Origin of the sequence: Micromonospora sp. NPDC023956, assembly GCF_040639195.1 — a bacterium.
In the GTDB taxonomy this organism is placed as follows: domain Bacteria; phylum Actinomycetota; class Actinomycetes; order Mycobacteriales; family Micromonosporaceae; genus Micromonospora.
In genome coordinates this window covers 584,791-597,745 of sequence record NZ_JBEZZN010000002.1, presented here as the reverse complement: position 1 = coordinate 597,745, position 12,955 = coordinate 584,791, and the positions used below count along the sequence as shown (strand labels likewise).

Below are 12,955 nucleotides of genomic sequence, written 5' to 3'. Positions count from 1 at the left end.
CGCCATCGCTGGTGGGGTGGCCCGAACATCGTACGTGCTCCCGGCCGTTGCCACGATCGGTTACCGTTCGTGGCGGGGAGAAGAGTAGCACGGCGATCAGGGCCCGTCCGAACGGGCCGACAGCAGGCGGCCGAGCGGCGTGTGAGCTGCGCGAGCGATGGCCGGATACCATCATGTCCTCGGGACCCGAGGAGGAGCCGTGAGCGTGCTGCAACGCTTCGAGAAGCGTCTGGAAGGCCTGGTCGAGGGAGCCTTTGCCAAGGTCTTCAAGGGTGTAGTCCACCCCGTGGAGATCCTCAACGCCATGCAGCGGGAGGCTGAGGCGCACAAGGCGATCCTCGCCGGTGGGCGCACCCTGGTGCCCAACCGCTACGTGATCGATCTCTCGCCGTACGACCACAGCCGGCTGGCACCGTACGCCGCCGCGCTCGCCCAGGAGCTGGCCCAGTCGCAGGCCGAGTTCATCGGTGAGCAGGCGTGGACGGTCTACGGCGACGTGATCGTCGAGATCGAGCGGGGCGAGGGGCTGGACACGGGGATGTTCCGGGTCACGGCCGAGGTGTACACCGGCGGCGAGGTGGCCCCGGTCTCGGCACCCGGCTACGACGCCGGCCCGCCCGGATACCCGGCGTACGACCAGGGCGGCGGCTACGGCCCGCCCCCCGGCCACGGCGGCGCGCGCAACGTCCGGCTGGTCTCCGGCGACGGACGGACCTACCCGCTCCAGATGGGCTCCACCGTGATCGGCCGGGGTGACCAGGCCAACCTGCGCCTGCCCGACGTCGGCATCTCCCGGCGACACGCCCGGCTGGACTTCGACGGTGGTCAGGTCGTACTCACCGACCTCGGCTCGACCAACGGCACGATGGTCAACGGCCAGCGCGTCTCCGCCGTCGCGCTGAACCCGGGTGACATGATCCAGCTCGGCACCACCACCCTGACCTTCCGCGTGGACGGCTGACCCGCCTTGCCCGAGCTCGTCATCACCGTCGCCCGGTTCGGATTCCTCATCCTCCTGTGGATCTTCGTGTTCACGGTGGTGGGGGTGATCCGGCGGGACCTCTTCGCAGGTGCTCGGTCCGGCCGGTTGGTGGCCGCCCCCCGTGCGGTCGGCGCCGCCACCAACCAGGCAGCGGCGAAACCGGCCAAGGTCAAGCGGGGACGGGCCGCCCACCAGCTCGTGGTCACCGCCGGGCAGCTCGCCGGCACCCGGATCACCCTGGGCGAAGCGCCCATCACCATCGGCCGGGCGGAGGATTCCACCCTGGTCATCACCGACGACTACGCCTCCGCACGGCACGCCCGGCTGCTGCCCCGTGACGGGCAGTGGTTCGTGGAGGACCTCGGCTCGACTAACGGCACCTACCTGGATCGCGCTAAGGTCACCGGACCAACCCCCGTCCCCCTCGGCGTGCCGATCCGGATCGGCCGCACTTCTCTCGAATTACGGCCATGACTCTGACCCTGCGCTATGCGGCCCACAGCGACCGCGGTCTGATCCGAGACGGTAACCAGGATTCCGTCTACGCCGGACCGCGGCTTCTCGCCGTCGCCGACGGCATGGGCGGCATGGCCGCCGGTGACGTCGCCAGCAACATCGTCATCGGTGCCATGGCGCCGCTCGACGAGGACGTCCCCGGGGACGCGCTCGTCGACGCGTTGCGACAGGCCGTGGACACCGCCAACCAGCAGCTCCGCGACACCGTGGACGCCAATCCCCAGCTCGAGGGGATGGGCACGACACTCACCGCGATCCTCTTCTCCGGCACCAAGCTCGGCATGGTCCACATCGGCGACTCCCGGGCCTACCTCCTCCGCAACGGGGAGTTCGCCCAGGTCACCAAGGACGACACCTACGTCCAGATGCTCGTCGACGAGGGACGGATCAGCGCCGAGGAGGCGAGCAGCCACCCCCAGCGCTCGTTGCTCACCCGGGCCCTGGACGGCCGCGACATCGACCCGGAGTACAGCGTCCGCCAGGTCCTCGCCGGCGACCGGTACCTCATCTGTAGCGACGGCCTCTCCGGCGTGGTCAGCGCGGAGACCATCGCGGACTCCATGCGTGAGTACACCGACCCGCAGCAGTGTGTCGAGCGACTGGTGCAGCTGGCGCTCCGCGGCGGCGGGCCGGACAACATCACCGTGATCATCGCCGACGCGACCGACCACGACATCGTCGAGGCCAGCCCGATCGTCGGCGGCGCGGCGGCCCGTGACCGGGGCATGGCCACCTCGGCGGACGTCTCCACCCCGGCGGCCCGCGCCTCGGCCCTGAACGCGCCCCGGCCGTCGGCTCCCGAGGAGCCCCCGGCGAACCGCGACGACGAGCCGGAGCGCCGCCGGCACCGGCCGGTACGCACCGCGCTGCTGCTGGTCGTCCTGCTCGCCATCCTCGGCGGCGGCCTCTTCGCCGGCTGGAGCTACACCCAGCGGCAGTACTACGTCGGCGCCACGGACGACGGGCAGCTCGCCGTCTTCCAAGGCGTGCCCGGCCAGATCGCCGGTCTCGACCTCTCCAACGTGCACCGCACCAGTGCCGCCGACCTGGAGGATCTCACCCCGGCCGCGCAGGAGCGGGTCAAGCAGGGTATCCAGGCCAAGAACGAGTCGGACGCCACCCGGCGGCTGGCCGAGCTGACCGACGACGACCCGGCCAACCCCAACCTGAAGCCGGTCTGCCCGCCGAGCCCCACCGCCACCCCCGGCGTGACCACGGCGGCGCCCTCGACGACTCCGGCCAGCCCGCCCGTCGGTGGCCGGGTCACCCCGACGCCGTCGGCCGTGCCGAGCGTCACTCCCACCCCGGACGCCCTGCCCACCGATGCGGTTCCGCCGGTCCTCGAACCGGCGGGATGTCGGTCGCCCGAGTGAGCGCCGGCCCGACCCCGAGGACCCGCCCGTGACCGCCCAGGCCACCCCGGCAGTCTCGCCCGGCACGACGGGCGAGCAGCCCGGCCTGCGCCTGGCCCGTGCCCGACGCAACGCCGAGCTGTCCCTGCTCGCGGTCGCCATGGTGCTGGTCGCCGCGTACGGGGGCATGGTCGAGGCGAACCTGCTCGACGAGATCACCGGGGACTTCTGGATCCCGGCCGTCGCGCTCAGCGCGGTCTTCCTCGGCCTGCACGTGGTCATCCGCTACCTCGCCCCCTTCGCCGACCCGGCCCTGCTGCCCGCCGTGGCCCTGCTCAACGGCCTCGGCGTCGGCTTCCTGCGCCGGCTCGACCTGGCCGACGCGCCGGCCACCGAGCGGGCCGACCTGGCGATCTTCGCCGGTACCGGCGGACGACAGTTGGCCTGGACCCTGGTCTCGGTGATCCTCGCGGCGGGGCTTCTGGTGATCATGCGTGACCACCGCTCGGTCTCCCGGTACGCGTACACGCTGGGGCTCGCCGGCATCGTGCTGGTGATGATCCCGGCCGTGCTCCCCAACCGGTTCTCCGAGATCAACGGTGCCAAGCTCTGGATCCGGATCGGCAGCTTCTCCATCCAGCCCGGTGAGTTCGCCAAGCTCGCCCTGCTGGTCTTCTTCGCCTACTACCTGGTGCGTAAGCGCGAGGTGCTCTCGTTGGCCAGCCGGCGCTTCCTCGGCATCGACTTCCCTCGCGGCCGGGACCTCGGCCCGGTGGTCGTGGTCTGGCTGATCAGCCTCCTCGTGCTCGTCTTCGAGAAGGACCTGGGCACCTCGCTGCTGTACTTCGGCATGTTCGTGGTCACGCTCTACATCGCCACCGAACGGGTGAGCTGGCTGCTCATCGGTCTGCTGCTCTTCTTCGGCGGCGCGTACCTCGCCTACTTCCTGGGCAGCGCGGTCGGGGGACCGTTCGCCAACTTCTACCTGCGCGCCGAGATCTGGCTGGACCCGTTCGCCGATCCGCTCAACGACGGCTACCAGTTGGTGCAGGGGCTGCTCGCCCTCGGTACCGGCGGCCTCTTCGGGGCCGGTCCGGGCGGCGGCGCCCCGGACGTGCTGCCCGAGGTGCAGAACGACTTCATCTTCGCCGGCATCGGTGAGGAGATCGGCCTCTTCGGCCTCTCCGCCCTGCTGGTGGTCTACCTGCTGATCGTCCAGCGCGGTCTGCGGGCCGCGCTCACCGTCCGGGACTCGTTCGGCAAGCTGGTCGCCGGTGGCCTGGCCTTCACCCTCGGCCTCCAGGTCTTCGTGATCGTCGGTGGGATCAGCGGGCTCATCCCGCTGACCGGCCAGACCACGCCGTTCCTCTCCGCCGGTGGTTCCTCGCTGATGGCGAACTGGCTGCTCATCGCCACCCTGCTGCGGATCTCGGATGCCGGCCGGCGTCCGGTCTCCGGTGGGTCGGCCGCCCGACCGGGCAGCAACAACCCGCCCGAGCAGCTCCACGGTGCTCCTACGGAGGTGATCCGCCCGTGAACGCACCGCTCCGCCGGGTCGGCGTGGTCGTCCTGGTTCTCTTCGGCCTGCTCTTCCTCAACCTGAACTGGATCCAGGCCTACAAGGCCGACGAGTACCGCACCAGCGACTACAACGGCCGGGTCCAGGTCGCCGAGTACGACCGCAAGCGCGGCAACATCGAGGCCGGCGGCACCCCGGTGGCCACCAGCAAGGAAACCAACGGCAGCCTGAAGTACCTGCGGACCTACCCGGCCGGGGCGAAGTACGCGCACGTGCTCGGCTACAAGCCGGTCAACCTTGGGAACACCGGCATCGAGCGGGCCGAGAACGACTTCCTCGCCGGCACCAGCGACCAGCTCTTCGCCGACCGGTTCCGGGACATGCTCCGGGTCACCGGCGAACCGTCCGGCGGCGGCAACGTGCTGCTCTCCATCTCCAAGCGGGCGCAGGACACCGCGTTCACCCAGCTGGCCGACAACAAGGTGGGTGCGACCCGGGGCGCGGCGATCGCGCTGGACCCGCGCACCGGTGCGGTCCAGGCCCTGGTCTCCATGCCCAGCTTCGACCCGAACCCGCTGGCCAGCCACAACGGTGGCGAGGCGTCGGGGGCGTACAACAAGCTGGAGGGCGACCCGAACGGGCCGCTGAAGAACCGCGCGTTCGGGGAGACGCTGCCGCCCGGCTCGACCTTCAAGATCGTGGTCGCCGCCGCGGCGCTGGAGAGCGGGGTCACCAAGGAGACCGCCATTCCGGCCGGCCCCAGCTACACCGCTCCGACCTCCGGTACGCCGATCCGCAACGCCCACCCGTCGATCTGCCCGGAGGACGAGGTGACCCTGATCAACGCGGTCACCGAGTCGTGCAACACCGGTTTCGCGAAGCTGGGCGTCCGGCTCGGGGCTGACACGATCAAGGAAAAGGCCCGGCAGTTCGGCTTCGAGCAGGAGGACCTGACCGTCGGCCACCTCGACGAGGCCGGCCTCCCGGTCGCCGCCAGCCGTACCGGGGACATGAAGAACCCGGACGGTGGTGACGACCCGGCCGGTCTGGCCCAGTCGTCGATCGGTCAGTTCGACGTCCGGATGACCCCGTTGCAGGGCGCCCTGATCGCCGCCACGGTGGCGAACAACGGCAGCCAGATGCGGCCCTACCTGGTCCAGCAGCGGCTCGGCCCGGACCGGACGACCAACTACTACACCGCCGACCCGAAGCAGCTCCGGCAGCCGGTCAGTGGCCAGGTCGCCAACGACCTGCGGGACATGATGGTCAACGTGGTGAGCGAGGGCAGCGGTCGCAACGCCCGGATCAGCGGGTACACCGTCGGCGGCAAGACCGGCACCGCGCAGGCCGGGGAGAACACCGACGACCACGGCTGGTTCATCGGCTTCGCCCTCGACAAGGACGGCAAGCCGCTTTCCGCCGTCTGCGTCATGCTGGAGTCGGCCGGCGAAGGCGGCAGCGCCGAGGCGGCCCGGATCGCCGGGCGGATCATGCAGGCGGCCATCGCGGACCCTGGAGGGCGGTGACACATGCTCAGCCCCGGCGTCCAGCTCGGCAACCGCTACCGTCTCGACGAGCGGATCGCCAGTGGTGGCATGGGCGACGTCTGGCGCGGCACCGATCAGGTGCTCGGCCGGGTCGTCGCGGTCAAGAGCCTGCTTCCCGCGTTGCTGGACGAGCCGGGGTTCGCCGAGCGCTTCCGCGGCGAGGCACGCACCATGGCGACCATCAACCATCCCGGTGTGGTCGACATCTACGACTTCGGCAGCGACCAGCAGATCGCCTTCCTGATCATGGAGTACGTCGAGGGGGACGCCCTCTCGGCGACGCTCAACCGGGTCGGCCGGCTCACTCCGGCGCGGACGATGGCGCTGGTGGCCCAAGCCGCGGACGCCCTGCACGCCGCGCACGGCAAGGGCATCGTGCACCGTGACGTGAAGCCCGGCAACCTGCTGGTCCGGCCGAACGGCACGCTGGTGCTGACCGACTTCGGCATCGCCCGTTCCGAACTGGTCGGCCAGCTCACGGCCGCCGGGTCGGTGCTCGGCACCGCCTCGTACATCTCCCCGGAGCAGGCGGCGGGCGCGGTGGCCACCCCGGCCTCGGACGTCTACGCCCTCGGGGTGGTCGCCTACCAGTGCCTCGCCGGTCGCCGGCCGTTCGAGGGGGACAACCCCCTGGAGATCGCGATGCGGCACGTCCGGGAGACCCCGCGTCCGCTCCCGGCGGACATTCCCCCGACGGTCCGCGCCCTCGTCGACCGGGCCATGGCCAAGGATCCGGCGGCCCGTTGGGCGAGCGCCGCCGCCCTGGCCGGCGCGGCCCGGCAGGTCAAGGCAGCGCTCGCCCACCAGAACCGCCCCGGCGGACGGGCGCGGCCGGTTTCCGTCGCCCCCTCGTCCCCGGCGACCCCGCCGGCCCGGGCACAGGTTCCGCCGCCGCAGCGACAGCAGCCCAGGCCGCCGGTGGGGCCGCCGCCGCAGGCCCGGCCGCCGACAGTGTCGCGTCCGGTCGCCTCGGTGCCGGTGTCCCCGCCCCGCAACGCGCCGCCGATGGCGCACCGCCCGGTCGCCCCGCAGCCGGTCAACCAGTCGCGTCCACCGATGGCGCCGCCCGGCTACCCCCGGGGCGCGGCCCCCGTCCCGTCGGCTCCGCCGCGCCAGGTCGGGTACGCACACCAGCCCGGTCCGCCGCTCGCGTCGGAGAGCGGGCCGCGGGCCCGTGCGGTTCTGGTCGTCATCGCGCTCGCCGTACTGGTCCTGATCTGTTCCGGCGTGATTTCCTACAGGTTGCAGGACGATTCGAAGGCCAGCTCGGCCGGCCTTCTCCGGTCACCGAACGTGATGTCCGGGGTGCCGACAGCCAGCGGAGATGACGACGGGATCCCGTCGTCGTACCGTCGGGTGGGACTGCCCGTGCCGGGTGGCGACGGGACGACGACGAGCGAAGGACGACAGACGCGATGACTGCGCAGGCCCGCCTGCTGGGTGGCAGGTACCAGGTCGGCGAGCTCCTCGGCTACGGCGGCATGGCCGAGGTGCACCGCGGTCGCGATCTGCGGCTCGGCCGGGATGTCGCGATCAAGATGCTCCGGACCGACCTGGCCCGGGACGAGACCTTCCAGATGCGGTTCCGCCGGGAGGCGCAGAACGCCGCCTCGCTCAACCATCCCGCCATCGTCGCCGTCTACGACACCGGCGAGGAGAAGGCCCCGACCGGCGAGACCCTGCCCTTCATCGTCATGGAGTTCGTCAACGGACGGACCCTGAAGGAGGTCCTCGGCGCGGAGGGCCGCCTCCAGCCCCGGCGTGCGCTGGAGATCACCGCCGACATGTGCGCGGCGCTGGAGTTCAGCCACCGGCACGGGATCATCCACCGGGACATCAAGCCCGGCAACGTGATGCTCACCCTGACCGGCCAGGTCAAGGTGATGGACTTCGGCATCGCCCGGGCGCTGGCCAGTGGCGCGACCACGATGACGCAGACCAGCGCCGTGATCGGCACTGCCCAGTACCTCTCCCCCGAGCAGGCCCGGGGCGAGGCGGTCGACGCCCGCTCCGACGTCTACGCCGCCGGCTGCGTCCTGTTCGAGCTGCTCTGCGGCCACCCGCCGTTCGTCGGTGACAGTCCGGTCAGCGTCGCGTACCAGCATGTCCGGGAGGCTCCGCCGACGCCGAGCGACATCAACCCGGACGTCACCCCGTCGATCGACGCGATCGTGCTCAAGGCGCTGTCGAAGAACCCGCTCAACCGGTACCAGAGTGCCGGGGAGATGCGGGCCGACCTCCTCCGGGCCGCCGCCGGGCGTCCGGTGGCCGCCACCCCCGTGCTCCGCGAGGACGACACGGCAGCGATGGGACCGGCACCCGCGGCGGCTGCCTTCCCGGCTGCGGCGACCGCTCCGCAGACCCGGCAGATCCCCGCCCGGGTGGGGGATCCGCGTCGACGCCGCGCCTCCTCCTGGGTGATCGCCACCCTGGCCGGTCTGGGCGTGCTCGCGGTCATCGCCCTGGTCGCCGGTCTGCTCCTGCTCCAGAACCGGGAGACCACCGTCCAGGTCCCCACCCTGCTCGGCAAGACCCGGGACGTGGCGACCGCCGAGCTGACCAACGCCAAGTTGCGTCCCCAGGTGGGCGAGCCGGTGCTCAGCAGCGACTGCAAGAAGGACACCGTCGCCCGGCAGGAGCCGCCGGCCGGCGAGGCGGTCGAGGAGAACGGGACGGTCACGCTGCACATGTGCGGCGGCAAGCCGGTGGTCACCATCCCGGGCAACCTGGTCGGGTCCCGGTTCGAGAACGTCGAGGCGCAGCTCAAGGCGCTGAAGCTCGTCGTGGACCGGAAGGACGTCAACAGCGACGAGCCGGAGGGCCTGGTCGTCAAGCTGACCCCGGCGTCCGGCAAGACCGTCGAGGAGGGCGGCAAGGTCGTCGTCGAGGTCTCCCGGGGCAACGTCCGCCAGGTGCCGGACGTGGTCGGCGAGAGCCAGGAGGACGCCGAGGAGGAGCTCAAGGAGGCCGGCTACCAGGTCAAGATCCGTGAGGGCGGTGAGGTGCCGAAGGATCGGGCCGGGCGGGTGACCAGCCAGAGTCCGGGCGGCGGGACGTCGCTGGCCCGGGGACAGACGGTGACCATCACGGTCAGCCAGCCGGAGCCCGAGCCGGACCCGAGCACGCCCCCGACGGAGGGGCCGACCCCGACCCCGACGCCGACCGACGGTGGCCGCGGTGGCAGCCTGCCGTTCCCGACCGCGCCGCCCCGCGACGACGTCTCCCGCCAGAACTGACCCCGGCGCCGGTCAGGCGGTGGCGAAGGCGGCCAGGCGGCGGGCGTCGACCTCGGCGGCCAGTTCGGGAGCCCGCTCCCGGGCCGCTGGGAAGCCGCACGTGGCGAGCCAGTTGGCCAGCATCAGGTGACCGCCCTCGGTGAGGACGGACTCCGGGTGGAACTGGACCCCCTCGATGGGCAGGGTGCGGTGACGCATCGCCATCACCACGCCGGTGCCGGTCCAGCCGGTCACCTCCAGCTCGTCCGGCAGCGTCTCGGGCAGCACCGCCAGGGAGTGGTACCGCGTGGCGGTGAACGGGTCGGGCAGCCCGGCCAGGACACCGGCCGAGGAGTGCCGCACCAGCGAGGTCTTGCCGTGCAGCAGCTCCGGGGCGCGGGCCACGGTGGCACCGAAAGCCTCACCGATCGCCTGGTGGCCGAGGCAGACGCCGAAGATCGGCAACTCGCCGGCGTACCGGTGGACGACATCGAGACAGATGCCGGCCCGGTCCGGACTGCCCGGACCGGGGGAGAGCAGGATGCCGGCCGCGCCGACCCGACCCACCTCGTCGACGTCGATCTCGTCGTTGCGGCGTACCTCGCACTCCACCCCGAGCTGGCCGAGGTACTGCACGAGGTTGAAGACGAACGAGTCGTAGTTGTCGATCACCAGTACGCGCATCGACTCACCTGTCCGGAGAGGGGGGCGGGGTGTTGTTCTGCTCCGTGTCGTACGGCAGGTCGTGATCGTCGCCGGAGGGCTCGTCGCCGGTGACCCCGGAGTCCCCACCGGGTACCTCGGCGTCCTGGGTGACCTGCACGTCGTCGAAGGGGAGCAGCGGCTCGGCCCAGGGGAAGACGACGTACCAGAGCAGCGCCACCGTCGCCGTGGTGAGCAGCACCGAGCCGATCAGCTTGCCGGGGAGCCCGAAGGGCAGCTTCCGCCAGATCCATCCGTACACGACCTCAACCCTCCAGCTCGGCCGGGCTGCCCGCCGACTTGTCCTGTGAGCGTTCCAGCTCCGCGTGGATGATCAGCCGCTGGTAGTTGTCGAACTTCGGGTTGCAGGTGGTGAGGGTGAGCATCCGCCGGGTCGGCTTGGCCCCGAGCTGACCGGGGACCGGGGCGACCACCTCGACCTGCGAGGGCTTGACGATCCGCGACTGGGAGACGCGGTAGACGTACCACGTGTCCTTGGTCTCGACCACGATCGCGTCGCCGTCGTCCAGCTCGTCCAACCGCCAGAAGGTGGCCCGGTTGCGGTGCCCGGCGACGGAGAAGTTGCCCAGTTCACCGGGCATGGCGCTGTCCGGGTAGTGCCCCGGGGCGTACCGGATGTCCTTCTGGTTGACGCCCTCCACCACGACCCAGTTCTTGTCGATGCCGGGGATGTGCAGCCCGGCGATCGGTTTGCCGTGCACCGGCGGCGCCGGTGTGCTGCGGGAAGCCGGGGGCGCGGACGGCGCGACGGTGGGGTCGCCGGTCGGGCCCCACACCTGTTCCAGTTGCTGGCTGAGGTCGTTCTGGTGAGCGTCGACGATGGCGGACTTGCCCCACACCTCGTACCCGGCGAAGAGGAGTACCACCAGGCCGAAGGTGATGAGGACCTCACCGCTGACCCGGATGCCGGTGCGCAGCCGGGACCAGAACGTCGGACGGGTCAGCTCGGAGTAGACGCTGCGGTAGCCCTTCTCGGTCTGCTCCGGGCGTAGCTGCACCACCCGCTCGCCCCGGCGGGGCTGGGGCGGCGGACCGGCCTCCGGTCGGGCGGCGGCCGGTTCGTCGTCGCGGGCCGGGAGACGGGGGACCGCACCCATCAGGGCCGTCGTGTCGAGAGCCGGCGTGGGTGCGTTCGGCCGGACGGCCTGCGGGCCACCCGCCCCGGGCGTCCGGTCGGGTCGACCCACCGGGTTCCGGTCGTCGAGCGGCCGGGCGGGGCTAGGGTCGTCGAGCGGCCGGGTGGGGCTGCGGTCGGCGGCGGGCCGTGTCGTCGCCGGTACGGCCGGGATCTGCGCGGTGGGCTCCTCACCGCGCGGGCCGAGCGCCGCGATGACCACGGTCGGCCCCTCGATGTCGTCGCCCGATCGTTGGCCGCCGGCCGCCCCGGCGGGGCCGCCCGGGGCCGGGTGCCGGGCCGGGCCGTGGCCGGTCGGGGGGCCGGTCGGATCCGGCCGCCGGGCCGGGCCGGGCGTGGCGGGACGGATGCTGTCCGCACCGGCAGCCGCCGGTGGTCCCGGCGGCTGCGTCGACGGACGCGGAGCGGTCGGGGGTGCCCACGGTGGCGGCGCGGGGCGGGCCGGTGCGGCCGGCGGCGGACCGGGACGCGGCGGCACCGGGTCCGGCCAGCGCCCGGCGGCGGGCGGTCGCGGCTCGACGGCGCGGTCCACCCGGGGAAGGACGGCGGTGGGTTCCTCCGGATGACCGGCGTGGTGCCAGCCCTGGCGGGTTTCGCGGTCGTCGGAGGTCCCGGTCACCGGGGAACCTTCGCCGAACGGAGCGCTGTCGAACCCTCGAACGCCGGCACGCTGACCGTGGAGACGGTTTCGCGGTAGCCGAGCTGGTAGTGGTCGACCGCGTCCTTGAACAACCGGACTCCCTCGGAAGCGGCGAGGGCCCGCTGGAGGGCAGCGGGGTCGCCGATCGCTACGATCTTGAACGGAGGGGAGTACACCCGGCCGTGCAGCAGCAGGGTGTTACCTACGCAGCGTACCGCGCTGGTGCTGAGGACGCGGACGTTCATGATTGACATGGCCTCCGCTCCGCCGGCCCAGAGCGCGTTCACCACCGCCTGGACGTCACTCTGGTGGACGACCAGGTCGTCGTTGCTGGCTCCCCCGGGCAGGCTCTCGAGCCGCCGGGCGTCGTCGAGTTCGACGGTGACCCCCGAGCCGGTGAGTGCGGTGAACCCGGCGGACTGCCGGCTGGCCGCCGCGCGACCCCGTTCCGCGGCGATCGGCTGGTCGGTGTCGGCGAGTTCCTCGGTCTGCCGTTCCACGTCCGCCCGGAGCCCTGCCGCCTGCGACTCCCGCGCCTCCACCCGTTGCCGGGTGTCGTCGATGAGCTGGGTGAGCTGCGGCCGGCGGTCCTCCCGGAGGGCGGTGCCCCCGGCGGTGGTGGCGGTGGTGGTGAAGAGCAGGCCCGCCGCGGCGGCGATCAGCGGTACGCCGAGCGACCACCCCGGGCGTCGTTGGCGCGGTCGTCGGGGCAGCAGTCCGGCTACTGCCCGCCGGAGCACCTTCTGCCAGGACGCCGCGCCGGACGTGTACTCCACCGAGCGCTCCTTTCCCTGGTGTCACCCGTCAGAACGGGTTCGGCACCCGACCAGTTCCGCTCTTTTCGGTCACTACCCGCATTCGATCGACCCCGTTCATGGCCTGAACGGTCGTCTCGGACTACGCTAGCTGTCGAAACATTATTGGCCATGGACCGTCGCCCTCGCGCCCGGTTGTCAGGCCGGACGAGGTCGTATCCCCTCTTGGAGAGCGTCGTGCCCAAGTCACAGGTCCGCAAGAAGAAGGTGTACACCCCGCCCACGGACGTGCGTCCGACGGCGACGGCAGCGACGCGGAAGCCCAGCCCGGTCTGGTTGCCGATCCTGGCGGTCGCGCTGATCGTGTTCGGTATCGGCTGGCTGGTGGTCTACTACCTCTCCGAGCAGGCCTATCCGGTCGCCGCGTGGGGTTACTGGAACCTGGCGGTCGGCTTCGGTGCCATGGTCGCCTCGCTGGCGGTGCTCTCCCGCTGGCGCTGAGCGCCGACGGTCACCGTGGTCCCGGTCCGGCCCCCGACCTCTACGGGGTGGCCGGGCCCCGGCATGCCCT

The 12,955-nt window shown here is 71.9% G+C and carries 11 protein-coding genes and 1 pseudogene; 8 read left to right on the top strand and 4 right to left on the bottom strand.

Features of this window, described 5'->3' with window-relative positions; genetic code table 11:
* Positions 1 to 173 precede the first annotated feature (173 nt).
* The 7 genes and pseudogenes from AB0F58_RS05270 (at position 174) to pknB (ending at position 9,152) form a co-directional block, all read left to right on the top strand.
* Positions 174 to 961: pseudogene (locus AB0F58_RS05270) on the top strand (DUF3662 and FHA domain-containing protein).
* Between the two features lie 6 nt (positions 962 to 967).
* Positions 968 to 1,456: an FHA domain-containing protein gene (locus AB0F58_RS05265; RefSeq protein WP_088981322.1), complete on the top strand. Its 489-nt coding sequence runs from the start codon at positions 968 to 970 to the stop codon at positions 1,454 to 1,456.
* A complete protein-coding gene (locus AB0F58_RS05260; RefSeq protein WP_357138139.1) occupies positions 1,453 to 2,871 on the top strand; it encodes a BofC C-terminal domain-containing protein in 1,419 nt (472 codons plus the stop codon). Before AB0F58_RS05265 ends, AB0F58_RS05260 begins: the two co-directional genes overlap by 4 nt.
* Before the next feature lie 85 nt (positions 2,872 to 2,956).
* The gene (locus AB0F58_RS05255; protein ID WP_357138733.1) at positions 2,957 to 4,387 is read left to right on the top strand and encodes an FtsW/RodA/SpoVE family cell cycle protein; all 1,431 of its coding nucleotides are present in this window, start codon (positions 2,957 to 2,959) and stop codon (positions 4,385 to 4,387) included.
* The gene (locus tag AB0F58_RS05250; RefSeq protein ID WP_357138136.1) at positions 4,384 to 5,895 is read left to right on the top strand and encodes a penicillin-binding protein 2; all 1,512 of its coding nucleotides are present in this window, start codon (positions 4,384 to 4,386) and stop codon (positions 5,893 to 5,895) included. The genes AB0F58_RS05255 and AB0F58_RS05250 overlap by 4 nt, the downstream gene beginning before the upstream one ends.
* A gap of 3 nt (positions 5,896 to 5,898) precedes the next feature.
* Positions 5,899 to 7,335, top strand: a complete 1,437-nt coding sequence (locus tag AB0F58_RS05245) for a protein kinase (RefSeq protein WP_357138134.1) — start codon at positions 5,899 to 5,901, stop codon at positions 7,333 to 7,335.
* Positions 7,332 to 9,152 carry a Stk1 family PASTA domain-containing Ser/Thr kinase gene (gene pknB, locus AB0F58_RS05240; protein ID WP_357138131.1) on the top strand — a complete coding sequence of 607 codons (1,821 nt, stop codon included), beginning with the start codon at positions 7,332 to 7,334 and terminating at the stop codon, positions 9,150 to 9,152. The genes AB0F58_RS05245 and pknB overlap by 4 nt, the downstream gene beginning before the upstream one ends.
* A gap of 12 nt (positions 9,153 to 9,164) precedes the next feature.
* Here the strand turns inward: pknB and AB0F58_RS05235 are convergent, their stop codons facing one another.
* Genes AB0F58_RS05235 through AB0F58_RS05220 form a run of 4 tightly spaced genes read right to left on the bottom strand, consistent with a single transcriptional unit; the run spans position 9,165 to position 12,405 of the window.
* Positions 9,165 to 9,815, bottom strand: coding sequence for an aminodeoxychorismate/anthranilate synthase component II (locus AB0F58_RS05235; protein ID WP_357138129.1), 651 nt, complete (start codon positions 9,813 to 9,815; stop codon positions 9,165 to 9,167).
* 4 nt (positions 9,816 to 9,819) lie between these two features.
* Positions 9,820 to 10,095, bottom strand: a complete 276-nt coding sequence (locus tag AB0F58_RS05230) for a hypothetical protein (RefSeq protein WP_357138126.1) — start codon at positions 10,093 to 10,095, stop codon at positions 9,820 to 9,822.
* A 4-nt stretch (positions 10,096 to 10,099) separates the two neighbouring features.
* The gene (locus tag AB0F58_RS05225; RefSeq protein ID WP_357138123.1) at positions 10,100 to 11,608 is read right to left on the bottom strand and encodes a class E sortase; all 1,509 of its coding nucleotides are present in this window, start codon (positions 11,606 to 11,608) and stop codon (positions 10,100 to 10,102) included.
* Positions 11,605 to 12,405 (bottom strand): DUF881 domain-containing protein, encoded by an 801-nt coding sequence (locus AB0F58_RS05220; protein WP_357138120.1) that lies wholly within the window; start codon positions 12,403 to 12,405, stop codon positions 11,605 to 11,607. Before AB0F58_RS05220 ends, AB0F58_RS05225 begins: the two co-directional genes overlap by 4 nt.
* Before the next feature lie 216 nt (positions 12,406 to 12,621).
* Between AB0F58_RS05220 and AB0F58_RS05215 the strand changes: the two genes are divergently transcribed.
* Positions 12,622 to 12,885, top strand: a complete 264-nt coding sequence (locus AB0F58_RS05215) for a cell division protein CrgA (RefSeq protein WP_357138117.1) — start codon at positions 12,622 to 12,624, stop codon at positions 12,883 to 12,885.
* Positions 12,886 to 12,955: the final 70 nt, after the last annotated feature.